This window comes from Halogranum gelatinilyticum, from assembly GCF_900103715.1.
Taxonomy (GTDB): Archaea; Halobacteriota; Halobacteria; order Halobacteriales; family Haloferacaceae; genus Halogranum; species Halogranum gelatinilyticum.
The window spans coordinates 854179-879691 of the sequence record NZ_FNHL01000002.1 but is presented as its reverse complement, the minus strand read 5'-3'; the positions used below and the strand labels follow the sequence as shown (position 1 = coordinate 879691).

The following is a 25513-nucleotide window of genomic DNA, read 5'->3' as shown; positions in this document are numbered from 1 at the left end:
GGGGGATAGGTAAGCGCGACCGGCCGACCGCCTATGGCCGTCTTAGAACACCGCTTGCCCCTGTTGCAGCCGGTAACGACAGCCTACGATTCGGCTCCAGTCGTTCGGTTTTGCCGTATCGTGACCTGTGCGAGCAGCGGTCGCTTAGCCGGTTGACATAACGCACTCCGGACAGCCACGACCACCGCTCACGCGGTCAGTACCGGGGGCGAGAAACGACCTCTCACTGTTGCTTCCGGCCGTCAGCTCACAGTTCGGTCTCGGTGTCGAGGTCGACGCTGCAGACGAAGTGGCGGCTCCGGTTGGCGGCGACGTACTCGTAGACGCGCTCGCCGACCGCCGCGACCGGCCGCGTCCCCATGGCCCAGACGACCGGGTCGAAGACGCGGAACTGCCGGAGCAGTTCGCGGAACGCCCAGTAGCCACGGTACGGCGTTCCGTCGGCGTCGAAGACGTACATCGCGGTCGTGTAGTCGACACCCGGCCGGTCCAGATACGTCGCCGGGAGGTCCGACTGCGAGTAGAACGTGATGGTGTCGCCGATGTCGAGGAGTTTGATCGGATACAGACTCCGCGCGCAGAAGTAACACTGCTCGTCGAACACCACGTCCAGCTGGCGGCTCCGGACGAGTGCCCGGTAGGCGGTGTCCCACGCGACGAACATCGCGAAGAAGAGGATGGCGTCGCCGAAGAAGATGCCGAGGAGGACGATAGAGGAGAACTTGAACCCGGCGAGACCGACGAGAAATGGCGTCACGGGTCGCTTTGCCAGTATCGCGACGAGCAGCCCGGCCTCGAGCACGAGCACCGTCGCCGACATGACGAAGAGCAACGCCGGATAGTTCACGACCTCCTGGGCGACGGGGAACAGCTGGTCGCGCGTCGAGTGGAAGATGGTGACGATGCGGGCCAGGTTGTACGGCATGACCCACTCGGGCTGGAACTGCTGGAGGTCGGGAAACAGCTTGTCGAACGCCGAGCCGAAGTAGATGATCCCGAGGGCGAGCAGGCTGTACTTCAGCGCGTCCATCCGGTACACAGGCGTGCTCGACGACTTGAGCCGCGAGACCAACGACCCCAGCGACCGCGTGCCCGTCCGCCGGACGCCGTCGGCCGAGAGCTCGTCCTGCGAGGCGAACAGCGCGAAGAAGAACAAGAAGTAGACCGCGATGAACATGGCAGTCGTCACGCCCGAGCCGTTCATCGCGAACAGGAGCAGCCCGAGATGGCCCAAGAGAAGCCCCGAGATGAAGCCGGTCGCCCGGATACGGTAGCCGACCGCGAAGAGCACGACGGTGACGAGCAGGAGATACTTCTCGACGACGAGCAGCTGCGGGAAGCCGTACGGGACGAGGAAGGCGTACTCGTCGAACACGATGAAGGGGACCTCCATGAAGACGCCCCAGTCGACCCAGACGGTCTTCCAGACGACGTACGTCGCGAGCACGAACCGGGCGGCCGCGAGGTTGACCGGCGAATTCCGCTTCGGGTCGGCGACGTAGTTGACGCACGCCGAGAGGAGCGACCGCAGTCGGGCGGCGATCACGCTGCGACACCTCCGTGGATTCCGAGGGCGGATGCGACAGGGGCCGTGGCGACGCGCGCGGCGACGGCCGTGCCGACACGCGCGGCGACGTCAGTGCCGACACGCGGGACAGGAGCCGCGTCGAGTCGGCTCTCGCGCGCTCCGGTGTTGTCGACGACGACGCCGCGAGTCTCGTCGTACTCGTAGACGAGCGTCTCGCTGTACGACGTCACCTCGCTGCCGTCTTCGGACATCGTGAAGTCGACCCGGTAGAGCCGGAGCGTGGTGAACTCGCCGTAGTCCTCGAGTGTCGCGGGCGTCCAGCTGTTCGACAGCCCGTGTCTCGGGAAGGCGAGATACCGGGTCCAGGAGTTCGCCTCCACGTCGGCACGGTGGACAGCCGCCCGGTCTAACATCCACTGGGCGACCTCGACGTTCTTTTCGGGAGTGAACTCGGTACGCATCCGCAACTGGATGGACGTGAGTGCGACGCTGCCCATCTCGAGGGTCGCGTCGTCGTCGTAGCCCAACTCCGCGCCGTCGGCGTCGACGACGCGGAAGACGTACTCCGTCTGCTCGGTGTCGCGGACCTCCGAGAACTTGTGCCACTTGACGAGCGGTGCTGGCGTCACCGGCGCGGCCAGGTTGACCACGAGCAACAGCGCGAAGAAGCCCGCGATGTAGACGTTTCGCACCGTCCGGTTGCTGTTCAGCGCGATTGCGACCAGCGAGACCAGAAAGAAGCCGACGACGAACGCCGGGACGATGACGGACAACACCGGTTCGAGGAGTGAGAGCAACTGCGAGGGAGCGACGAGCGACACGGCTCAGCGCTCCTCACGGTCGCCCGTGGACCGCTCTCCCCGTCGCTGTCGACCGATACCGGTGCGTCCTCGGACCCGATTCTCTCGCTTCGACTCACACGGCCGTCCGTGACGCCTGCCGCTCGTTCTCATGCCGTACTAGGTGCGGAGGGAGCCACATAGTTATCATCGGGCTGATGGGTGACTGCAGTCGGTTAGTGGCTTACTACCCCCCGGAGAGAAAAGAGAAACCGTCGCGAGCGGCGGTCAGTCGGCCGAGACGGGGAGTTCACCGGACGCCACCAGCTCCGCCAGTGGGTTGGTCTCGATTTCCAGCGGGAGGTCGACACGCTGTCGCTTGTTGGCGGACTCCCAGCAGGCGAAGATGAGTTCCGTCGCCTGCAGCGCGTTCCTGACGTCCAACTCCGACGTTCGGGAGGTCGCCAGCGCGTCGACGACGTCTGCGATGGCCCGGTCGATGTACGTCGGCGCGTCGGTCCCGAACCACTCCGGGGAGACGACGGGGAGGCGTCGCGCCACCGACCGCGCGAGCCGCGTCGTCCGCGCGGGAGTCGGGCCGTGGACGGTCTCGCCACCGGTGTCGACCGCTTTCCAGCCGTTCGTATCGGCTGCCAACAGCCGCAGCGGCGGCCCGTCCTCGTGGCCGACTTCGATGATGCCGTCGCTGCCGACGAGCCGGAACTGACAGTTCAGCATACTGCCGTCACCGGTCGAGGCGAGCCCGTCGACGCTGTTCTCGTAGTGCCAGTGGGCGACCGCCTGGTTCTCGTTGTGCGCGCCGAACAGGACGTTCTCGGTCCGGTAGTCGATCTGCGCGAGCACCCACTCGACGGGCGTCTGGTCGGTCATGTAGCCCGCGAGGTCGAACAGATGCGTCCCGTAGTCGTAGAGGTTCTCGCCGCCGATTTCGACGCGTTCGAGCGTGCCGATACGCCCCTCGTCGAGGAGCCGTTTCGCCACCCGGAACGGGCCAGCGAAGCGACGCTGGTGGTTGAACGTCAGCTGGACGCCGTTGGCTTCGGCGACCGCGGCCATCCGCCGCGCCTCGCCCCACGTCATCGCCATCGGCTTCTCGCAGTGGATGGCGGCGGGGATACCGCTCTCCGCACAGCCGATTACGATTGGCGCGTGGACGGCGGGCGGGACGCAGACGCTGACGATGTCGGGTTCGACCTCGCGGAGCAGCCGCTCGTAGTCCTCGTAGACGTGCTCCTCGGGAATGTCGAACGTGGCCGCGAACTGTCTGGCGTTTTCCGGGACGATGTCGGCACACGCGACGAGTTTACACGAGTCGAGCCGCTGGTACGCCTCGGCGTGTCGGTACGCCATCGCGTAGCCGGTCGAACTCGGATTGTCGGGGTTCGCACCCGTGCCGATGATTGCGACGTGATAGACCATCTTGCTGGATTCTATGGACGGCGTGTCTCAAAGGTAGTGACCGGATAATCGCCCGTCGCTCCGCGAAGCGGCCGTCAGTGGACGACGCGCGCGGGCGGCCGGTCAGTGCTCGCGCTCCGGATCGGGACGTCGGCGGAACGGCCCGAGACCGGGCGTGCCGTCGGCGACCCACAGCCACAGCGCGACACCGAGCAGTAACAGCTCGAAGACGAGATAGCCGACCACGCGCGGGGTGGTGAGAAACTCCTGATACGCGGCGACGTAGTAGGCGACGGTCGCCAGCAGCCCACCCCCGTTCGACACGGTCTGCTCGACGAGCGGCCAGAGCAGCGGGTCGACCGAGACCGCGCCACCGCGGGTGAGCGGGCCGTACAGGATGTCTGCGGGGAGATGTGCGAGATAGCCGACCGCGAAGCTGACGCCGACGACGCCGTGAGACAGTCGGGCGAGCGTGAACCAGACCGCCAGTGCAACCGGGACGGCGACGAACACCGAGTGTGCGAGCGACGTCCCCGAGGGCAGTGCCGCGAACGTCCACGCGAGCGGCTTGTCGACGAGGTCGGGGAACTGCGTCCCCACTGCGAGGGCGAGCACGGCGACGTCGTCGAGCGTCCAGTCGAACACGCGGGCGAGGAGGCTGACGAGGATATAGCCGACGGCGAGATGCTCCCACGGCCACATTCAGGACCACGCTCGCTGACCGCTTCGAACGACACGGCGGGACAGACGGGGACACGTCATCTATCGGTAGGATGGGTCGCCGGAGCGTTAGTGGTTGTCGGCTGGTTCGGCTGCTCGGTCGCCATCACAAGTCGACCCGGCGCGACAGCGATATCTGCTCCGTCCGCACCTGTGACTCCTCGAACTCGGTCGGCGCGCCGGGGACGCCGATGACCAGCCGGCGGAGGTCACAGTCGAGCGAGTTCCGGATGACGACTCCCTTGTTCCAGCCGAAGGCGTTGCCTCCGACGCTCCCGGCGACCGACGAGCGGCCGCGGGCGGTGCTCGTGATCTCCGAGTCGTGGGCGGCGAACTGGTCGCAGCCCTCGACGCTGATACCGTCCACCCAGCCGTCGTGGAGCCTGATGGTCGTCCCCGAGACGCGCGAGCCGGGGCGGTTGGTGATGCTCAGTGCCGCCCCCTCGTCGAGCACCCGCGTCGCGGTCGTCACGATTTCTGTGTCCTCGATGATGACCTCTTTCGGTCCAGTGACGATGCTCGGGTCGGGTGCCCGTGCGTCGATCGGTTCGACGTTCTCGACGAAGCTGCGGAAACGGCAGTTGCGGACCGTCACCGACCCGTGGGTCGTATCGATGAGTAACAGCGGCAGCTCGTTCGCCTGTCCGTTCGAGCGGACGACCGCGTCGACGTCCTCGATGAGGAGTCCGCTGTAGCCCGGACTGTGTGACCCGCCCGCCTCGACCCAGATGCCGCGGATGCCCTGGTAGTGCTCTCCCGGGGGGAGTTTCGTCGCGTTGTCGACGTCGACCTCGATCCGCGCGCCCTTGATCCACGACCGTTTCGTCGGATGACCGCCGCCGGAGATGCGGAGGTTCGTGTTGTCGTTGTTCCGGAAGAGACCGCCTTCGACCCGGACACAGCCCTGCGGCCGAGAGGCGTAGATGGAGTGCGACCCGCTCTCTTCTATGTGTGCGTCCTCGATTCTGAGCTCGCCACGGTGGCCTCTGAACACGCCGATTGGGGTGCCGCGCTGTGGATATCTGTCGACGACGCCGCCGCCCGTACTGGTGAAGCGTCTGATGACACCGACCCCGTCGACGTCGGTGATGTGGGCGATGACGTTGTTGGCCGGAGCGAACTCCTCTTTCGGCATGAAGCCCGCGAACTCGACGTCGACCATCCAGAAGCCGTCCTCGAGCGTGAACACCGTCTCGACGCCCGTCACCATGTCGTCGGTCATCTGGAACGTCAGGTTCTCGATGACGACGTCCGACCCGGCCAGAAACGAGAGGAACCGGAAGTTGTTGGGGTTGGGCGCGCCCGCGTTGCCCTCGGGGAAGACGAACTGCACGTCGCGGTGTGACTCGCCGAGACCGAGCAGTCCGAACCGGCGGGTCGGCGTGTCGTACAGATGTTCGTCGGTCGCGAGATAGTCACCCGGCGGGAAGACGATAAGCACGCCGTCGCCGTGGGCGGCGTCCAACGCCTCGTCGATGGCCGTCCCGCCGGTCGGGTCCATCCCGAGGTCGTCGACGGCGTCCAAGACCGTGTCGAACGTGATGCCGCGGACGACCGCTGGCTCTCCGGGGACCGGTCTCGTCCTGTCGTCGTCCGGAGTCGGTTTTGGAGGGTCGTGAGAAGAGGGGCTGCCCGGGCTGCCACGGGCGTCGGCACCGTCAAGGAGTGAGGAGCATCCGGCGAGAGCGGCGGCTGTGCCGACCGCCGCGCTCGCGCGAATGAAATCCCGGCGCCTCATCATGTGCGTGAGTATAGACGGGAGAGGGGATTAGTTATGCTCAGAATTACACCCCGTAGCGACGCCTACCTATCGGCCCGCCGACACGCTGCTGGCGTCACTGACAGCTAGTACGGTCCCGGCAGCGCGGTGTTCATCGCAACGTCGATGCGACGGCTCAGACTGCGACGACTCAGACGCTCACAGGTAGCCGAGGTCACGGAGCTGTGCGTGCATATCGTCGGAGAACGTCGCCGTGCGGTCGTCGGCACCGCTGGGACGGCCGTACACGTCGAGCCACTCGTCGAGGGCAGCGTCCAGCGACGCGACGACGTCCGGCTGGCTGTCGGCCACGGAGGTCAGCTCGTCACCGTGCTCGAACAGTACCGCACCGTCGTCGCTCCGCTGGTAGCGGTAGTCCAGCGTCCGGAGGCTGTTTACCTCTCCCGCGGGATAGCGGGCGACGTCGAACTCGGGGACGTACTCGCGGAGCTTCGCGAGGTTGTTCTGTGCGCGGGCGGCCCCGCGTTGTGTCACCGCGAACTCCCGCGGGGTGTCACGGATGTCCTGGCCGACCGGGACGTCGAGGTCCAGCCCACACTCCGCCGAGAGCATCGCCATCACGTCCGCGGGCTGAATCATCCCGTCTTCGGTTCCCGCGGGGACGTCGAGTCCGGAGACGACGAGCGGGACGTCCGTGACGGCCGGATGGGGCACGAGCATGTGCGCCAGGAGCCCGCGCTCGCCGAAGAACTCGCCGTGGTCGGCGGTGACAACGATCAGCGGGTCGTCGAGTTTCTCCTGTGCCCGTTCGACGATGCCGCCGAGAATCGAGTCGACGTACGCCAAACAGGTGTCGTACAGCACTTCGATGGCGTTCCACTCCGATTCGTCGAACGGGAGCCCCTGCGCGATATGCTCGTGGAGCCGGTCGGACATATCGAGCACGACGGCGAGTGCGTCCTCGATGGGGAGATCGAGGTCGTCGGCGAACGTCGACTGCCACTGTTTGGGCGGGTAGTACGCGTGGTGCGTGTCGCCGAGGTGGATGTAGAGAAAGAGCGGGTCGCGCTCCGTCGCCGCCCGGTCGATGTGACGGGTGGCGACCGACTGCGTGAAGAAGCCGCGGCTGTGTTTCGCGGAGTTTCTCGTGAAGCCGGCGGAGTGCTCGTCGATGTTCGCGAGATACCGGAGCATCGTGAGCGGGCCAGCCTCACCGAGGAGCTGCTTCTTGCCGAGATAGTGGAAGTCGTCGAAGCCCTTGTCCAGCCCGGTCGCGGGACTCACCTGTGCGATGGGTGAGACGGCGGCGGTTCGGTAGCCACGCTCGCGGAGCTGTTCGGGAATCGTCGTGATCTCCTCTGAGAGCGCGGCGTCGTACGACCAGACGCGGTGGTCGGAGGCGGCCCGTCCCGTCAGAATCGAGGCACTCGATGGTCTCGTCCACAGAGCGTGCGAGACGCAGTTCGGGAACCAGGTGCCGCCGTCGTCGGCGAGGCGTCGGAGGAACGGCGTCGTGTCGCGACGGTGTGCCGAGAGTGACGTGTGGTCGCGCCTGACGCTCTCGAGCGTAATCCAAACGATGTCGCGGGTATGCATTACACTGAGAGGACTCCCGGGAGCCGATTAAGTACGCGTCGGCTACTCCGTCGCTGCCACGGCCCGAGCAGCCGTCGCAGGCCCTCACAGGCGGGTAAGCGCGGAATAACAATAGCCCCCCAATCGGTACTCACGGTACCCATGTACTCGCGTTCTCAACTGAAGAAAGCCGTGGCGGAGCCGCGACGGCTCTGGTGGGAGCTGAATCGGCTCTACTACCGTCGGCTCGGCACTCGCCCCCACAACACCGACGGCATCGACCTCTTTGCGGCCGACTGGGACAACCTCCTGATTCTCGACGCCTGCCGGTACGACACGTTCGCGGAGCACTCGACGCTCCCCGGAACGCTCACGAGTCGGACGTCCCGCGGCTCGGCGACAAGCGAGTGGATTCGAGCGAACTTCCACGGCCAGACGCTCCACGACACCGTCTACGTCTCGGCCAGCCCGATGCTCTACCGGAACCGCGATACCGTCGACGTCGAGTTCCACGCCGTCGTCGACATCTGGAAGGAGGCGGGCTGGGACGAGACGTACCGGACCGTCCTCCCCGAGACCGTCACCGAGGCCGCCCGCCAGGCGGCAGCGCGGTATCCCGACAAACGGCTCTTGGTCCACTATCTCCAGCCGCATTATCCGTTCCTCGGCCCGACCGGCCGCGAACACTTCGCTGGCGACCGGCTCAACTTCCAGTGGATGGATCTGACGACCGGCACGCTGACGACCGACCCGGAACTCGTCCGGACCGCCTACCGCGAGAACCTCGACGTCGTGCTCCCACACGTCGAGGAACTCCTCTCCGACCTGCGGGGGAAGACCGTCGTCACGTCGGACCACGGACAGATGCTGGGCGAACGCGGCTTCCCCATCCCGGTCCCCGGCTACGGCCACCCGCCGGGCGTCTACAACGAGTCGTTGACCCGGGTGCCCTGGCACGAGTACACGAACGGGAAGCGCAAACGCATCGTCGCCGACGAGCCGACGTTCGAACGCGACACCGTCGACGACAGCGTCGTCACCGAACGGCTCGAACAGCTCGGCTACGTCGGCTGACGTCGAGCGCGGTACTGTTCTCTCCTGTCGCTTGTCTCTATCGCTTGTGTCTACTATCGCTTGTGCCTACTTTTCTCCGTTCGTCCTTCCCGAGACCGCCCCCCGAGTAGCTTCACGCTGCAGACGGACCAGCACGAGTCCACCCGCGAAGACGACGAGGAAAAAGACGTATGCCAACGCTGCGGGATAGTAGCTGAAACGACTGACGTTCTGGAGAGAGAGCAGTGGCGTCCCTCGGTAGAGCAAGAACAAAACCCCGCCCAGTCCGATTCCGCAGGCGACCAGTCCATAGCGTCCCGTGGGTTCCATGACGTCGAGGGATTCGCCACACGTCGTCTTGAACGGTTCGTCGGTCCCGTCGGTGCCGGGGTCGGCGGCGACAGCTTTGTTTGGCCTCAGTGTAGGCCCGATCTGAAGAACGCGACGGCCACGCCGGACCAGAGAAACAGGCCGACTCCGTACGAGACGAGGACGAGATACGTGTTCTGCGTCCCCAGGGTTGGGCCGACGGGGAGGTCTTGGAGACCCATCTCCTCGGTGCTTACCTCGCCCATACCTCCGGCGGGGTTCGTCGTGGACACCGCGCTACTGTCGGCGGCACCAAGCACTACGAGAAGTAAGCCGACGGCTCCCGTGACCAAGAGAAACAGCCCGGAGTGGGTCGCATAGTAAACACTCGCAACAGTGACCGCGCCAGCGAGTCCGGTGTACACAGCCACGGCGGCCAGCACTGCACGGAGATTCATCAAAATCCACTGACGTGTCAGTGTCGTATGAGTCTTGGGGGGAGTCGTCGGAACACGAGAGCACCGCCGCAGACGGCGGGCGTCCGAGCTGGTACCGAGCCGGTATGGAGACCCGGCCGGCAGTAGCTCGTATATAACAATCCCCCGAGTAAGACTAGAGAGGTGTATGCCGGGGCTGTTTGGCGGAAGCGAAGACGCGCCTGATGCAAGTGTTCTCTCTAATGGGACGTATCAACGGACGTTCCACGTCGACGAGCGGTTGTCGACCGACGTTCCGTTTGGGATCATTCACCACGGTGAGCGGGATCCCACGGGCCACACCATCGTCGACGACGGGTCGGTCGCTGGCGTCGTCTACGGTGTCGTCTCCAACAAGGATATCGACTTCACGCCCGAGCTCGTCCGCCGGATTCTCGACACGCCGGACGACGTGCTCCCCCAACTGAACGGTCCTTTCTCGATGGCCTGTATCGACACCGCCTCGGGACGCATCGTCATCGCGACCGACAAGACCGCCACGAGACCGATGTACTACACCGCCGACGACCCCTTTACCTTCGGGTCGGAACTCTCGGCGGTCGTCCGGGCAGTCGATAACCCGACGCTCGACGAACAGGCCGTCTCCGATATGCTGCTGATGGCGCACGTCTGGGGCGACAAGACGCTCGTTCGCGAGGTCAAGTCGCTCCGGCCGGGCTGTTACGTCCTGTATCAGGACGGCCACTGGGAGGAACGACGCTACTGGTCGTTCCCGTTCGGCACGTACCGCGGTCTCGACTTCGTCGGTGACTTCGCGAACGCGTACGACGACGCCGTCGGCGACATCGCACGGAGCATTGAGGGACCGACCGGGCTCTGGCTCTCGGGAGGACTCGACAGCCGGATGCTCGCCGCCTCGTTGCACACCGCCGGAAAACCGTTCAAGACGTACACGTACAACCGCCCGCTGGGGTCTGACTTCGGCCCGTTCCGCACCGACGTCGACATCGCGAGCGAGGTCTCCGAGGCACTGGGCGTCGAGCACAAGGTCTTCTCGCACACGCCCGACGTCGTCGCCGACCGGATCGGCGAACTCGTCGACATCAGCGACGGGCTGGTCGGCTGGAACACGATGGTGAACCTCTCGGCCGTCTTCGACGTCGACCCGACTGACGTCGGCGTCATGTGCGAAGGCTCCGGGTCGGCCATCCTCTGCGGGGAACACGTCTGGTCGACGCGACTCGGCGGGACCGCGTATCCCGGCGACGTGCTGTACGATATGCACGCGCTCTGGGACGGAAAGCTAGTGACGGACGTGCTGGCGAGCAATATCGAGCCGAAGGACACGTTCATCGACGAGGTGCGCGCGAGTCCCTTCACCGGCCGCGACGCGCAGATCCTCGGCATCACCCACGCCAACTACACCCCGCGGAAGCATTTCCTCTCGAACAAGATCGCCCGCGCCCGCGTCGGGACCCGCGAGCAGCTGCCGAACAACCGCCTGCTCGAACTCGCGGGCCAGCTCCCGGTCGAGTACCGGACGGAGCCGTTCTTGCACCGACGGATGCCGATTCCGCACGTGCCGTCGCCGATGAAGCTGAAGCTGATGCGGGCACTCGACCGCGACGGGCGGCTCTCGCACATCCCGTACGAGGGCACGCAGCTCCCGACGTCGTCTCCCTACCTCGCCCACGGCGTCGGCTTCGTCGCGAAGAACGTCGTCCAGCGGGGGCTGTCTTCGAGCGACATCGGCAACTGGTACCGCGAGAACGACGCGTTCCAGGGGTATCTCGACGACGTGCTCCGGTCGGCCGCCAGCCGCGACGTGTTCGACGCCGACGCGCTCACGACGCTCAGAGCCGAACACATGGCCAAGAAGGCGGACCGGCTCGGCTTCCTCGCACAGGTCACGACGGTCGAGCTGTTCATGCAGCAGGTCCTCGACGACTAGTCCGGCTTCGGTGACGCATCGGCATCGAGTACTGTTTTTTGCCCTGTTGAAATCCTGTTGTATCGACATCTGTCCCGCTGAAACAGCCTTAGACAGGTGAGCAAAGATGTCTCCGACGAAGTAGTTAAGACTCAATCCATCGATTCCGAAGTATGAATCTCTCGTTCCGTTATCCCGAAGGTCTGGTAGTTCTCTTGGGTATTGGAATAGCCGTTCTCGCAAGCTATGTACTTCCTGCGACCAGCTATTCAACGGGCATCAATCTGAGCTGGCTACAGCTATTCGGATTGGGTATTATGTTTCTCGGGATCGCCCTTATTATCTGGAAGGACACGGGGGAGTAGAGACAGGCTCGATGTGTAGCTACTCTCCATTTAACCTTCAGAGTGTCTTGTTGATGTTGTGAGCGAGACAGCCGACAGTGAGTTCACGGAACTGCTTCCACCAGAGTCTTGAGCGGACGAACGCGCCATATTTCGGTTTGAGGCGAGAGTTCGCCGTCTCGTTCTGACTACGTTGCCCGTAGAGGTCCGCGTCCAGCCGAGCGTTCCACGCCCTGTGAAGTGACGAGAACTCTCGATGCCTGATAACCGGACGAACATCTTCCTCGTGAGCTAATCTCAACGAATCGGAGTAACCGCGACTTCGGGAGGGCTTCCATCCGGTTAGACTACCGGGCGAACCTGTAACTTCCTAAGAATTTCAACAGAGCCATCTTAGTGGGGTCACAAAAGGACTCTCCACTTAGTAAAGTGAAGAACGCTCTGACTCGGAGCGGCCATTTTTGACGACGTTGGCTCCTGCTACGGCTAAAACGGATCCACAGACTATGAAAACCACGACAAGTACTGTAGTGAGAGTACCCGAGATACCATCGAATCCGTAGCCTACAATCAGGTTTCCCCGTCCTGTTAGGGCGAGTCCCAGCGGGGCAATACCTATCAAGACCATCGTCACCCCGAGAAGGATATCCCCGATTCGCCTCTGGTTCATGTGGGGTGTAACAAGCCGCTTTTTCTTGGCTCTTCCCCCGTACTGACCACACCTGGTCAGAATGTGTCACTTTCGAATGATTTCAACAGAGCCTTCTCAGTCGTTCGCCACCGGGTCGGACTCCGGGCGGACATCGGGGGGAGCGACGGCCGCGAGACGCTCGTAGAGCGCGACGAGTTCGTCCGTCATCCCGTCCCACGAGTAGTCGGCGACGACCCGCCGCCGACTCGTGCGGCCCATCTGCCGGGTCGCCTCGGCGTCCGTGAGCAGCCGTGCGAGTCCGTCGGTGAGCGCGTCGGCGTCACCCGGTGGGACGAGCACGCCGTTCTCGTCGTCGACGATGGTCGGGATGCTCCCCACGGTCGTCGAGACGATGGCGTTCCCTCCGGCCATCGCTTCGAGAATCGCGATGGGGAGTCCCTCGGCGTACGTCGGGAGGACGTAGATCGAACTCTCACAGAGGAGTCGCCGTTTGTCGGCCTCCGAGACGAAGCCAACGTACTCCACGTCCTCGTAGCGCGCCGCGAGTTCCTCCGCGTGTGCCGAGAGCGGTCCCGCGCCAGCGATGGTCGTCCGGAACTCGAAGCCGCGGTCGTAGAGGGCCGCGACCGCCTCGACCGTCTCCCTGATGCCCTTCCGCTCGACGTGGTTGGAGACGAACGCGACGTGCGGGACCGACGAGTCGTCGGTGGCTGAGAACGTCTCGACGGGGTCGTACTCGTCGTGGACGACCGCGTTCGGGAGCACGGCCAGCTTGTGCTCGTCGACGCGGGCCGCGAGGATGTCCTTCCAGTAGTCGGAGAGGACGACGACGGTGTCGGCGGCGTCGAAGACGAGCGACTGGAACGCGGCGACGGGGCCCGAGGCGTCGCGGACGAACTCGTCGAACGACGAGCCGTGGACGTGGAGGATCACCGGCCGCTTCCAGACGTGGGCCGCGTAGAGCACGTAGAACGACGAGAGATAGAACGAGCGGTAGTGAGAGCTGTGGACGTGAACGACGTCCGGCCGTCGGCAGCGGGTGAACTGCGCCCATCCCGAGAGGGCGGTGAGACCGCCGCGGAGGAGGTCGAGCGGACCGTCGACCGGCCCAGTGTCGGTGTCGAAGAGGTCCACGGTGACGTGTCCTGCCAGCTGTCGGCGTTGCTCGGAGATGTAGCGTGCGATGCCGCCCGACTGCCGCTTTGCCGGGCCGACGACGAGGACACGGAGCTTTTCCATCGTATCTCTGTACAGACTCAGAGACGGCAAAGTAATTGTATGCGTAACCGTTGCGTTCGGCCACGGAGTCAGCGAGGAGTCGGCGATAGGTCGGCGACGAACCGGCCACGAGTCAGCGACGAATCGGCCACGAGTCGGCCGTTCGCAGGCTGTCTAGCAGCTTGTAAGACGGTGACTACTACGACTACTCGCCGGGACCGTCGTCCTCGACGGTCGAGTACAGCACCTGATAGGCGTCGACCTCGCCGTTGGTGACGACGCGGCTGACGCCCTCTTGGTGGGAGACCGTCTCGAAGTCATCGGCGGAGAACCGAAGCCCGTTGTAGGCGACAAGCTCCTTCTGCCGGTCGGTCTCCGTCATGAACAGATAGTAGAAGTCCTCCTGTGGATAGTCGTGGTCGCGGACGTCTCGGAGCGACGCTCCCATGTCTTCTGGACCGATACCCCAGCTGAGTCGGTTGTCGAGGTTGGCACCGCGGGCGTCGTAGTACCGTTCCGGCCCGGTCCGGAGGGCGGCGTAGGCGGCGTTGTCCACGCCGTATTCGAACGTCGTCGCGTGGCCAGCGTACTGCTGTTCGGAGACGTGGTTGCTGGGCAGCGAGATGTACGGCGAGGCGAAGAACGCAGCCATCGAGACGACGAGGACGGCGACGGTCAGCGCGAAGGCGGTCGACCGGAGGGCTCTCCGCCGGGTCGGACTGGTGTGCCTGCTCGCCTCGATAAACCGGACGATTCCGACCACGGCCAGGAACGAGACGAGGACCATCCCGAACCCGACGTGACGGAAGAAGTAGCCCTGGACGCCCCCGAGATAGTGGGCGGCGAAGAACACCGCGAGTGCCAGCCCGGAGACCGTGAGGAGACCGACGACGATGTCGACGCCGAGTGAACGGCCAACTTCGGGCGACCGGCCAGCTTCGAGTGCGAGGCGGTCGCCGAGTGCACTGCCGTCACCACCGTCAGACCGGGCGGCTGTCGCACGCCCGCGGCTCTTCAGGTAGCCGACGACGTCTCTCGCCACGACGGTGCCCGCGATGGCGACGAACACCAGCTTGAGGAGGAAGATCTTCCCGAACAGTGCGGTCACGCTCGTCCCGGCACCCTCCGCCGACGCTGCACGGTCGGCGATGAGCTGTGGACTCTCCTGTCCCGTCCCGGTGGCGACGCCGACAAGCGAGTCGGCGAGTGACGTCGAGAGCCCGAACAGCGCGTCGTACTGGACGTTCCACGCCAGGAAGACGGCCGAGAGGAAGACGAACTGGCCGTAGACGGGCTTCGACCGGCCGAACCGGCTGTCGGGAGCGCGCCACCGGGCGACGAACTGGACGACGGCGAACGTCCCGAGCAGGACGACGACGTTGGCAGCCACCTGTGGATGGAGGACGACGATCGTCGCCCCGGCGAAGAGGAAGCCGAGGTCCGTCGCCGAGAGACGGCCGGGGAGCGTCGGGTCCGGCCGCGTCGCCGTCACGTGTTTGACCACGAGATACAGCAGGAACGGGAAGAAGAACGTCGCGAGAGAGTACGTGTGGAAGTGCGGGCCGAACGCGACGTGGTTGATGGGGAGAAACAGCAGGCCGACGAAAACCGCGACGACCGTCGCGGTTCGCCCCGGCAGTATCTCACGGACTACGAGCGTCGTGAAGACGACGTATCCCGAGATCAGAAGCAGGACGACGAGGAGCATACTCCGCTCGATAGACGCCCCGCTGAGGACCGCGATGACCGCCGAGAAGACGTGTGTTGCCGGATAGAGGTCGCCGAAGAACGTCGTCGCCCCTGCCAGCAGCTCGCGTGCCCAGCCGAGATGGTGGAGCGCGTCGGTCAGCCCGTAGAAGAAGTAGCCGCGCAGGAGCGGCACCGCCGGTATCGAGAGTCCGGCGACGGCTGCGAGCGTGAGCGCGGCGGCCCACGAGAGCCGGTCGGAGGGATGCGTCAGCACCCAGAGCGCGGCGACGAGCGCGAACGCGACGCTGCCCCAGAAGAGCAGCGGCGTCGCCCGGTAGATGTCGACCTCGTATCCGCTTGCGGGCACCGACCGAGCCGCGTAGATCCCCACGATGAACACGAGGTTGCCGAGCACCAACGCGACCGTGTTCAGGGTCTGCAGGGACAGCCCCGTCTGGAACGAGTACCGTCCCGTCTGTCGCTTCATCGCCGTCGTAATCGTCTGTAACATCTGTCTTTCCTCAGGTAGTACCGCTAGTCGCTTGGTTACGCATCGGCTATCGGACGACGACCGGCGGTAGGGTCGTCGCACTCGTCCATCCCGTCTCGACGCGGGCGGCGTCGAACCCGCCCGCCACGTCGTGCTGGACGTCGACGGCGACGACAGCCGCCGCCTCAGTCTCCGACGTCGCACCCGGCATCGGTTCGCGGACCCACAGCGTCAGGCTCCGGTACGCGTTCTCTACCGTCGGGTCGGCCGGTGGCGACCCACGGTAGACCAGGTAGGCGAGCCGGACGCGGTCGCCGTCGAGCAGCGGTGCGACCTCGTGTGGACGCTCCCAGGTCTCTCCGTTCCGTAGCTGGGTCGAGAACTCGTCGAGATACCGCGTCTCCGTGACCGTCCCGTCGAGTGCGACCCGCTGTGACTGGACGACGACCGTGTAGTCGGTCGCGGTCCCTTCGTTGTTGGAGAGCACCAACACGAGTTCGGCGGTCTCCTCGGGTGCGAGGTCGTGCGGGTAGCCCGCAGCGACCAACGACCCGTTCTCTCCGACTGTCAACAGCGACGCCGTCGTGTACTGCGATCCCGCGGGTGGGAGTGTGATACCGACGGCCAGTGCCGAGACGGCGGCCAACAGCGTCACGACGATTACGGCGTTGGAGACCACCCGCCCCGTCGACCGGGAGGCGGTCGCCGCGCGCAGCGACGCAAGCGGCGTCGGCCTGCCAGGGAGCAAGACGGGCGCGTCCACTCGGAGCCGCAGCCGCCTGACGAGCGCGAGTACCGTGAGCACCGTCACGACGCCCACGACGACCCCCATCACCGAACGCAGCGCGAACGGGAGTTCGGCGAGCGTGATGAGCAGGCCGTAGAGCGGCATCAGACAGATACTGAACCCGAGTGCGACGGCCCACCGCTCGGTCGTCCCGAGAGCTGCCAGACCAAGCCCGCTCCCGTCGCCGACGCGTTCAGTGGGGTCGTCTCCGGGCGTCTTCGCTAGCGGGAACACGAACAACGACAGTACGTAGCCCGGAAACAGGAGGACGGCGAGCAGGGTGAGTAAGAGCCGCGCCGCCGACCCTCCAGCGAGCATCGTCGCTGCGGCGAGGAGGCCCGAAAGCACGAGGACCGGCCAGACGATGTCGACGACGTCGTCGACCCGGCGGCTCGGTGGATGTGTGGTCATCAATCCTCTGGAAGTGCGCGACCGTTCAGTATTGTTATAAGCCGTGTAACCACAGGGCCGGCGACGAGCGGGCGAGTAGCCGACGCGACGGGGCGACGTCTCCGGCTTCCCACCGGTTCCGCGCGGGGTATGGACTCCGGGCGGTGCTGGCCGCGGAGCGGCTCGCACCAGCGTTCCTCCGGGCGTTTAGGCTGGCTATAGCTACGTGCGCGTCGGCCGTCGATATTCGTATGTATCCCTTCGTAGCGTCCCGTCCGGCCGGGGCGAGACGCGCCGCGGTCCGGAGAGCACCGGGCGAAGCGGTCGCCCAGCGGGGTCCGCAGCCGTCGCTTGGAGGCGGCTGAGTATGCTCCCAGCCGACGCGCCGTTCGCGCTCTGTCTGACTCACGACGTCGACCGGCCGTACAAGACGTATCAGAGCCTGGCTTTCGCGCTCAGTGAGCGGTCGCCGTCCCATCTGCGCGCGCTCCTGCCGGGGGCGAACCCCTACTGGCAGTTCGAGTCAATCGCGGAGCTGGAGGCTGATCTCGGCGTCCGCTCGGCGTTCTACGTCCTGAACGAGCCGAGTCTGTTCGCCACGCGGCCGCCGGGCGAGTGGGCGTCCGTCGAGAACCTCGTCGAACACGCCGGACGGTACGACGTGACCGACGACGAGCTGGTCGGCGTGCTCCGGACGCTCGACGAGGGCGGCTGGGAGATCGGCGTCCACGGTTCGTTTCACACCGACAGCGACCCCGACCGGCTGGCAGTAGAGAAGGCGACGCTGGAGTCGCTCCTGGGCCACGAGGTGGCTGGCTGTCGGCAACACCATCTCAAGCTGGGGCCGTCGACGTGGCGTGTCCAGCGTGACCTCGGCTTTCGCTACGACGCGAGTCTCGGCTCCCGGTCGTCGGTCGGCTTCCTCCACGGCTACGATCCGATCGTCCCCTTCGACGACGAGTTTGTGGTCTTCCCCCTGACGGGGATGGAGGTCGCGTTCCCCGACCCCGGAACCGACTTCTCGGCGGCCGCGGCGGCCTGCGAGGCACTGGTCGACGAAGCGGCCGCCAACGAGGCCGTCGGGACCGTCCTCTGGCATCCACGCTACTTCAACGAGGCAGAGTTCCCCGGCTACCGACGGCTCTACCGCCATCTCGTCGAGTACGCGCTCGCGAGCGACGGCTGGGTCGGTCCCCCCGGCGAACTCTACGAGTGGCTGGTCCAGCACGAGCGGCTGCCGCTCGGACGGCAGGAGTAACACAGAGACGGTCCGGGCGGGAATCGGTGACAGCCCGGGCTGGGAAGCGGCGACGGTCTGGGCGGGCAGTGGTTATGGCCCGGGCTGGGAAGCGGTGACGGTCCGGATGGGCAGCGGCGATGGACCGGGGCGGGAATCGGCGACGGTCTGGACAGTAGCCGAGAGAATGAGGAGAGAAAGAGAGTCGTCGCTCAGACGCCGAGCTGTCGGGCGAACTCGTCGGTTGGGCGTTCGACGTGTCCGCGTCTGTACGTATCCGTCGCTACGGCCGTAATCAGGTCGGTGAGGTTGATCAGCCCACCCACGTACTCGTCTCGGCGGGCCGCCCATTCGCGTTCTATCTCGGGGTCGCTGGCGAACGCGACCGCGGTCGTCAGGACGTCGTCGAACGACCGGAGGTTCCGGACGAGTCCCCGCTTTTCGAGTTCGACGAAGTTGCCCATGTCGTCGTCGCCGACGAAGGAGTTCGAGCGGATCGCCGGAGTTCCGAGGAGTGCCGCCTCCGTCACCATCGTCTGGGTGTCGGCGACGAGCACGCGCGCCTCCGCGAGGACGTCGTGGAGGAGCGCGGGGTGGACGTCGTACGGCCGGGCGGGGAGGTCGGTGAGGTCGAGGTCGTCGCCCTCGTCGGTGACGAACACCGTGACGTGCTCGGCGAGCCGTTCGATCAACTCGACGCGCTGGGCGGGGCTGAACCCGCGGTGGCCGACGTCGTGGTGGGAGCCGAAGGCGTTGAACCGGACGAGCGCGAACGGTTCGTCCGGCGCGACGCCGAGCTGCTCGCGGACGTCGGGAGCCGGTTCGAACACGTCGGGGTGGAGATACGCGGTCTCTTTGAACCCGGCGAAGCGGTAGTGTTTGGGGCCGAGGTCTTTGCCGAACGTGTACGGCGTCATGATGAGGTCGGCGAAGGGCCGCGAGACGAGATGGTCGAGGGAGGTGGGTTCGGAGTCGAGAATCAGGACGACGGGCGTCCGGGTGAGCGCGCCCGCGTGCGCCGCATAGCCGCCCATCCCGAAGATGAGGTCGGGGTCGAACGCGCGAACCTTCCGCAGAATCGACGCGTAGTGTTTCGGCAACTCGCGGGCCAGCGAATACTTGGTCGTCTCTACTTTGCCGTAGATCTCGTACGGGAGGTCGTAGTACGCAAGCAGTGCTTCGGTGCAGCCGTAGTCCCGCCCGAGGACGAGGACGTCGTGGCCCTCGGCTTCGAGCGCGCGGACCGCGTGCTTGTACAGATGGACGTGTGCGGGCGTGTTTGTGAAGAACACGTATCTCATGGCTGTCGCCGAGTACGTCCCCTACCATCCTCGTTAAGCAGCAGATACCCGGGTCTCCCGACGGTGCTACCGGCGCGTCTCGGCGACCACGGACGACGGCCAGCCCGCTGGCGACGCGGTCGAGGGAGCAGAACTCGTCGGTGCCACTGAACGGCCGCGTACGGCAGCGTGACCCGCTCTGGCTGCCATTGCCGTCCGAAGCTTCCGGGACCGAAACCCGCCGAGAGGGGGGTATGCAACGTATAACGATATTGGACGGTACCGTTGGTTCAGCCCATCGTGTTACCCATGCGTACGTCCCCCCAGACCACTTGCGACACCGACCGCCTCCAGCCGTCTTCACCGTCCGAGGTGGAGCGATGAGTATCACCGTCGAACCACGGCACGACGCGACACTCGATGGACTCCACGGCGAGTGGAACGACCTCGTCGAGCGGTCGCCGATGGGGTCGCTGTTCCACCGCTACGAGGTCCTCCGCGTCATCGAGGAACACAGCGACGCCACGCTCCACCCCCTCGTCGGCTACAAGGGCCAGGAGCCGGTCGGCATCTTCCCCGTCTTCGAGGTCACGAAGGGGCCGGTGACGACGGTCTTCTCGCCGCCGCCCGGCCTGGGTGTGCCGCATCTCGGCCCGGTGCTGTTCAACTACGAGCATCTCAAACAGCGTCGCTTCGAGAAGCGCAATCTCGGCTTCATCGAGAGCTGTCTGAAGTGGATCGAGTCGAACCTCAACCCGAAGTACGTCCACACGGTCACGCAGACCGGCTACGACGACGTCCGGCCCTTCCAGTGGAACGACTTCAAGACGATGCCGAAGTACACCTACGACCTCGACATCACCGTCGGCGAGGAGGCCCTGTTGGAGGGCTTCGCACGCGACGCCCGAACGGCAGTGACGAACACGCCGGAGGACGCCTACGTCGTCGAAGAGCGAGGCTTGGAAGGCCTCGAGTACGTCCTCGGCCGCGTCAACTCCCGGTACGACGAGGGTGACGGCGGTCTCGTCCTCGACTCGGCGTACATCGAAGACCTCTATCACGCCCTGCCCGAGGATAGCCTCCTCGTCTACGTGCTGGATATCGACGGCGAGCCCGTCAGCGGCAACCTGATGCTTCACGATACGGACAGCGTGATGCTCTGGCAGGGGTCGCCGAAGCCGACCGTCGAGACCGACCTGAACGTCAACGACATTCTCGTCTGGGAGTCCATCGTCGACGGCATCGAGGCGGGCAAGACCACGTACAGCTTCGTCGGGGCGAACACCCCCCACATCAGCAAGTACAAGGCGAAGTTCAACCCGGAGACGAACCTCTACTTCGAGATCGAACGCGGCACGCGGACGATGAACGTCGTCTCCGACCTCTACCGCAGGTTCCGATGACGCGACTGCTCACGCTCGGACTCGACGGGGCCGCCTGGCACAAGCTGGACCGCATGATGGACGAGGGGAAGCTGCCGAACCTCTCGCGACTCGTCGCGGAGGGCAGCCGCGCACCGCTGCAGACCGTCGTCCCGCCCGTGACCTGTCCCGCCTGGCGGTGTTCGACCTCGGGGAAGAACCCCGGCAAGCTCGGCGTCTACTGGTGGCTGAACCTCGACCGCGAATCCGGCCGTATCACCGCGCCCGACGCGCGGTCGTTCGACACCGCGGATACCTGGGACTACCTCTCGGAGGCGGGCAAGCGGTGTGCCGTCCTCAACGTCCCGATGACGTATCCCCCCTCGCCGCTGAACGGGACGATGGTCTCGGGCTTCGGCGCGCCCTTCGAGGTCGCTCTCGACGACGAGCCGATGACGTATCCGCCCGAAGTCCAGTCGCTCCTCGAAGAGCAGTACGGCTGGCAGGTCGGCGTCGACGACGTCCACGCGTCCAGCGGCGTCGACGACGCGCTCGACCTGATCCGTTCGCGGTTCGACCTCCTGCTCGACCTGCTCGAGGAGGGCTACGACTACATCCACCTGACGGTGTTCTACATCAACGTCCTCCAGCACCAGTTCGGCGACGGCCCGGAGACCGAACGCGGCTGGATGCTCATCGACGAGTATCTCGGCAAGCTGCCGGACGACCTGACGAAGATCGTCTACTCCGACCACGGCCACTCGCACATCGAGCACACCTTCGTGCTGAACAAGTATCTGCTCGACGAGGGCCATCTCTCCATCGAACGGCGGACCGGGGACGACATCTCCGGCGGTCTCTACACGCTGTTGAAGCGAGTCGGCCTCTCGCCGCGGACAGTCGGTGCCGTCGCCCGGACGGTGCTCCCGACGGCACTCTACGAGCGACTCGTCGCGTCCGGCTATCCGATTCCGACGTTCGAACTCGCCAACCGCGTCCAGTGGGACGAGTCGGACGCCGTCGCCCTCAGCCAGGGTCCCCTCTACATCAACCGCGACCGCCTCGGCGACGACTACGAGCGGTTCCGCGACGAGCTGAAGGCTGAACTCGAAGCAATCAGAGTCGACGGCGCGTGTCCGTTCGCTGCGGTCAACTACGCCGAAGACGTCTACGAAGGCCCGCATCTCGACGAGGCACCGGACCTGCTGCTCACCGCCGCCGACTCCTGGGAGATCTACGGCGGGGTGACCCCCTCGGTCGTCGAGCGGCAGGTCACCTCGTGGACCTCGGGCAACCATCCCGTTGGCGTCCTCCTCGTCCACGGTCCCGACGTGACGGCGGGCGAGCTTCCGATGCAGTCGATTCTCGACGTCGCGCCGACGGTCCTTCGCTATCTGGACTGTCCGGTTCCGACCGACATGGACGGCGTCGCGTTCGCCGAACCGTTCCGCGACGGGCTCCCCGAGACGGGTACCCGAGAGCCACTCGAGGCATACGGCGGCCGAGAGACCAAAGACACCGACGAACTCGAACGGCGACTCGAAGACCTCGGCTACCTCGAATGAGCCTCGACTACGGCACTCTTTCCGACGCCACCGACCACCTCCACGACGAGTGGGTACTCCACCAGCTCGTCAACGTCCTCGACTACGCCCGAGCGCGGGATTACCGCGGCTGGGACCTGTACGACGGCGAGAGCAGCCGGCTTCTCCGAGCACTGCCTGTCGACAACAAGTGGCTGAACCTCGTGTTTCAGCAGGCCGTCCGCCGCGCCCCGGTCAACGTCCGCCCGCTGCTCCGCGTCGAACAGCGGCGGAACTTCATGGGCATCGCGCTCTTCGCTATCGCGAACTTCCGGGCCTACGAGCTGACCGGCCAGCGACGGTTCCTCGACGACGGCCGGGAGCTGGTCGAGTGGCTCGTCGACAACCGGAGCACGGGCTACAGCGGCTTCTGCGGCGGCCACAAACATCCGCTGCAGGGTCTCGACTACCGCAACGAGCCGAACGTCCCCGGCATCGTCGGCACGGCGTACGCCGTCGAGGCACTGCTCTTGGCGGCGGCCCACGTTGACGACCGGTACCGCGAGGTCGCGCTCACCGCCGCCGACTTCGTCTTCGAGGATCTGGAGTACGCGACGCATCCCGACGGCGCGCGCATCAAGTACAAACCCCTCGACACGGGGGAGAACTACACGCTCAACGCCAACGCGCTGGGCGCGCGGCTCCTGATAAACCTCTACGAGGCGTCGGGCGATTCCCGGCTCCGCGAGGCGGCGACGAACATCCTCGACTACGTCGCCGCCCAACAGACACCCGAGGGCGGCTGGCTCTACCGCGACCCGCCGGAGTCGTCGCATCTCTCGAAGGACAACTTCCACAACGGCTTCATCGTCGAGTCGTTCCTCCGGTACGGTGACGTCACCGGCTCGGAGCGGTACGCGAGCACGCTCGACACGGCACTTCCGTTCTACCGGGGGCTGTTCACCGACGCGGGCGCGCCGCACAACGACGAGCGACACGAGTATCCCCGCGACGTCCACTCCTCGGCACAGGGGGCCGTCGTCTTCTCGATGCTCGGCGACGAGTTCGCCCAGCCGGTGATCAGGTGGGCCGTCGAAAACCTCTCGAACGGCAAGGGTCGCTTCTATTACGAGCGGCGACGATATTACACGAAGCGGATCACGCTCATGCGGTGGTGTGAGGCGACGATGGCCCACGGGCTGGCCCACTATCTCCGCCGGGACGCCGAGTGAACGACCGGCCCGTCGCCGACAGCGGGGACAGACTCCCCGTGTCGGCTGACAGACCGCTGACCGGTTTGTGCGAATCGCCCGTCTCCGGCGTTTCCGCCGACCGACGTCCGGGGTGGTATCCCGTGCGTACCACCGTGCAGTCCGCCGGGTATACGGCTGCTAACCCCCGCCGATGTCGACCGGCTGAGGATAATCGAGTCATAACAATGGACCACAGAGCGCAATCGTACTCTTACGCGATACAGATATGATTCTTGATATGAACAGCAACCGACCCCGTCCCCCACCGAAGACACTACAGGGCAGATGAGCCCCATCGAGAGAGTCCGGGCACTTATCAGCAGACTGAGCCCCTCCGGGTCGGTCGGAGAGCGGGTCGCGAAGAGTATCGTCTGGCTGGCGGGACAGAACGTGACCAGCCGAGTGCTCCAACTCTCCATGCTGGTGATTTTGGCCCGTCTCATCGGTCCCCGTGAACTTGGCATCGTCGGCATCGGTCTCCTCGGACTGAGCGCGATGCGGAAGTTCACCAACATCGGACTGAACGCAGCATTGATTCAAAAGGAGCAGGCGGACGTCGACTCCCACCTGAACACGACGTGGGTGCTCGAAATCGCCCGCGGACTCCTCATCGGCGTCGTGTTGTTCCTCGCCGCGCCGGTGTTGGCGACGACGGTGTTCGGCGAGCCGGCGGCGACGTGGCCCATCCGGGCAATCGCGCTCTCGCCGGTCATCCTCGCCTTCCAGAACCCCGGTCTCGTCTACTTCCAGAAGAACCTCGACTTCCACAAGGAGTTCGCCTACAAGATCGTCGGCGACGGGGCGCAGTTCGCCGTCAGCGTCGGCTGGGCACTGGTGTCGCCGGACGCGTGGTCGTTCGTCGCGGGCTTCCTCGCCGCGGACGTCCTCCGGCTGTTCATCTCGTATCTCATCCACGACTACCGGCCGTGGCCCGAGTTCGACCTGGAGATCGCGAAGGAGCTCGTCGGCTACGGCAAGTGGCTGACTGGCTCGTCGATCCTCTACTTCCTCTACAGCGAGGGCGACGACGCGTTCGTCGGCTGGTTCCTGAACCCGACCATGCTGGCGTTCTACCAGTACACCTACCGGTTTGCGAACGCGCCAGCGACGGAGATCTCCGGCATCGTCGAGAGCGTCATGTTCCCCGCGTTCTCGAAACTCCAGGGCAATATGCCCAGTTTCCGGCGGGCGTATCTGAAGACGCTCCGGATGACCGCACTCTTCGCGTTCCCGGCGTCGGTCGGGATCGCCGTCGTCACTCCCACGTTCATCATGGCGTTCTTCGGCGAGGAGTGGATGGTCGCCGTCCCGGCGATGCAGGTACTCGCCATCTACGGGCTGCTCCGGGCTATCGGCCGGACCTTCAGCCCGGTCTGGAAGGCCGTCGGCCGCCCCGACTACATCACGAAGCTCTCGGCGCTCCGCGTCGTCCTCATGGCGATCATCATCTACCCCCTGACGGCGCGCTACGGCATCACGGGAACGGCACTCGCCATCACGATCATCTTCGTCTTCCCGATGATGCCGCTCGACATCCTCATCACCGCACGGGAGCTGGAGATGCGCGTGACGGACATCCTCTACGAGTTCCTCTACCCCGGTCTCGCGAGCATCTTCATGGGCGTTGGCGTCTGGTACGTCCAGACGCAGCTGCCGTTCGGGTCGCTTCTCAACTTCGTGCTGCTCGTCGGCGCGGGCACCGTTCTCTACGCGATTGCCGTCGTCGTACTGGAGTCGCTCTTCGGGTGGGAGATCCGCCGGAACTTCGGACGGATGCTCGAGAGCCTCTCGCCCGACCCCTCGGAGTGACCGGGCGGCC

Annotated in this window: 19 protein-coding genes and 1 pseudogene; 8 read left to right on the top strand and 12 right to left on the bottom strand. The window is 65.4% G+C overall.

Going from position 1 to position 25513, the window contains the following annotated elements:
* Nucleotides 1-247: 247 nt before the first annotated feature.
* From BLR57_RS10980 to BLR57_RS10955, 6 genes are all read right to left on the bottom strand, one after another.
* Nucleotides 248-1546, bottom strand: coding sequence for a thiol-disulfide oxidoreductase DCC family protein (locus BLR57_RS10980; protein ID WP_089697552.1), 1299 nt, complete (start codon nt 1544-1546; stop codon nt 248-250).
* A complete protein-coding gene (locus tag BLR57_RS10975; protein WP_089697551.1) occupies nt 1543-2349 on the bottom strand; it encodes a hypothetical protein in 807 nt (268 codons plus the stop codon). Before BLR57_RS10975 ends, BLR57_RS10980 begins: the two co-directional genes overlap by 4 nt.
* A 246-nt stretch (nt 2350-2595) precedes the next feature.
* Nucleotides 2596-3747 (bottom strand): Gfo/Idh/MocA family protein, encoded by a 1152-nt coding sequence (locus tag BLR57_RS10970; protein WP_089697550.1) that lies wholly within the window; start codon nt 3745-3747, stop codon nt 2596-2598.
* Nucleotides 3748-3849: 102 nt separating this feature from the next.
* On the bottom strand, nt 3850-4428 hold the full coding sequence (locus BLR57_RS10965) for a metal-dependent hydrolase (protein ID WP_089697549.1): 579 nt from the start codon (nt 4426-4428) through the stop codon (nt 3850-3852).
* A gap of 124 nt (nt 4429-4552) precedes the next feature.
* Entirely contained in the window at nt 4553-6184 is a 1632-nt protein-coding gene (locus tag BLR57_RS10960; RefSeq protein ID WP_170830612.1) for a twin-arginine translocation signal domain-containing protein, read from the bottom strand.
* A gap of 180 nt (nt 6185-6364) precedes the next feature.
* Nucleotides 6365-7762: a sulfatase gene (locus tag BLR57_RS10955; protein WP_089697547.1), complete on the bottom strand. Its 1398-nt coding sequence runs from the start codon at nt 7760-7762 to the stop codon at nt 6365-6367.
* A gap of 141 nt (nt 7763-7903) precedes the next feature.
* Between BLR57_RS10955 and BLR57_RS10950 the strand changes: the two genes are divergently transcribed.
* Complete coding sequence (locus BLR57_RS10950; RefSeq protein ID WP_089697546.1) at nt 7904-8815, top strand: alkaline phosphatase family protein; 912 nt, start codon at nt 7904-7906, stop codon at nt 8813-8815.
* A gap of 395 nt (nt 8816-9210) precedes the next feature.
* Here BLR57_RS10950 and BLR57_RS10940 read toward each other — a convergent pair whose 3' ends face one another.
* Nucleotides 9211-9561 carry a DUF8070 family membrane protein gene (locus BLR57_RS10940; protein ID WP_089697544.1) on the bottom strand — a complete coding sequence of 117 codons (351 nt, stop codon included), beginning with the start codon at nt 9559-9561 and terminating at the stop codon, nt 9211-9213.
* Nucleotides 9562-9727: 166 nt separating this feature from the next.
* On the opposite strand from BLR57_RS10940, the gene BLR57_RS10935 reads away from it, so the two are divergent.
* A complete protein-coding gene (locus BLR57_RS10935) occupies nt 9728-11491 on the top strand; it encodes an asparagine synthase-related protein (RefSeq protein ID WP_089697543.1) in 1764 nt (587 codons plus the stop codon).
* A 152-nt stretch (nt 11492-11643) separates the two neighbouring features.
* Nucleotides 11644-11835 carry a hypothetical protein gene (locus BLR57_RS10930; RefSeq protein ID WP_089697542.1) on the top strand — a complete coding sequence of 64 codons (192 nt, stop codon included), beginning with the start codon at nt 11644-11646 and terminating at the stop codon, nt 11833-11835.
* A gap of 37 nt (nt 11836-11872) precedes the next feature.
* On the opposite strand, the pseudogene BLR57_RS10925 reads toward BLR57_RS10930, so the two are convergent.
* From BLR57_RS10925 to BLR57_RS10910, 4 genes and pseudogenes are all read right to left on the bottom strand, one after another.
* A pseudogene (locus tag BLR57_RS10925) lies at nt 11873-12133 on the bottom strand (IS5/IS1182 family transposase); the annotation flags it as partial.
* Between the two features lie 447 nt (nt 12134-12580).
* Entirely contained in the window at nt 12581-13705 is a 1125-nt protein-coding gene (locus tag BLR57_RS10920; protein WP_089697541.1) for a glycosyltransferase family 4 protein, read from the bottom strand.
* Nucleotides 13706-13889: 184 nt separating this feature from the next.
* Complete coding sequence (locus BLR57_RS10915; protein ID WP_089697540.1) at nt 13890-15884, bottom strand: hypothetical protein; 1995 nt, start codon at nt 15882-15884, stop codon at nt 13890-13892.
* Between the two features lie 46 nt (nt 15885-15930).
* Nucleotides 15931-17061 carry a DUF1616 domain-containing protein gene (locus BLR57_RS10910; RefSeq protein WP_089697539.1) on the bottom strand — a complete coding sequence of 377 codons (1131 nt, stop codon included), beginning with the start codon at nt 17059-17061 and terminating at the stop codon, nt 15931-15933.
* Between the two features lie 346 nt (nt 17062-17407).
* Between BLR57_RS10910 and BLR57_RS10905 the strand changes: the two genes are divergently transcribed.
* Nucleotides 17408-18298, top strand: coding sequence for a polysaccharide deacetylase family protein (locus tag BLR57_RS10905; protein WP_211603216.1), 891 nt, complete (start codon nt 17408-17410; stop codon nt 18296-18298).
* Nucleotides 18299-18489: 191 nt separating this feature from the next.
* On the opposite strand, the gene BLR57_RS10900 is transcribed toward BLR57_RS10905, so the two are convergent.
* A complete protein-coding gene (locus BLR57_RS10900; protein WP_089697538.1) occupies nt 18490-19578 on the bottom strand; it encodes a DUF354 domain-containing protein in 1089 nt (362 codons plus the stop codon).
* A gap of 359 nt (nt 19579-19937) precedes the next feature.
* Here BLR57_RS10900 and BLR57_RS10895 point away from each other — a divergent pair, with 359 nt between their 5' ends.
* The 4 genes from BLR57_RS10895 to BLR57_RS10880 all read left to right on the top strand — a co-directional run bounded on the left by BLR57_RS10895 (nt 19938) and on the right by BLR57_RS10880 (nt 25503).
* Nucleotides 19938-20960: a GNAT family N-acetyltransferase gene (locus tag BLR57_RS10895; RefSeq protein ID WP_170830611.1), complete on the top strand. Its 1023-nt coding sequence runs from the start codon at nt 19938-19940 to the stop codon at nt 20958-20960.
* On the top strand, nt 20957-22483 hold the full coding sequence (locus BLR57_RS10890) for an alkaline phosphatase family protein (RefSeq protein WP_089697536.1): 1527 nt from the start codon (nt 20957-20959) through the stop codon (nt 22481-22483). Before BLR57_RS10895 ends, BLR57_RS10890 begins: the two co-directional genes overlap by 4 nt.
* On the top strand, nt 22480-23673 hold the full coding sequence (locus tag BLR57_RS10885) for a glycoside hydrolase family protein (protein WP_211603214.1): 1194 nt from the start codon (nt 22480-22482) through the stop codon (nt 23671-23673). Before BLR57_RS10890 ends, BLR57_RS10885 begins: the two co-directional genes overlap by 4 nt.
* Nucleotides 23674-23979: 306 nt before the next feature.
* Nucleotides 23980-25503 (top strand): lipopolysaccharide biosynthesis protein, encoded by a 1524-nt coding sequence (locus tag BLR57_RS10880; protein ID WP_170830610.1) that lies wholly within the window; start codon nt 23980-23982, stop codon nt 25501-25503.
* Nucleotides 25504-25513: the final 10 nt, after the last annotated feature.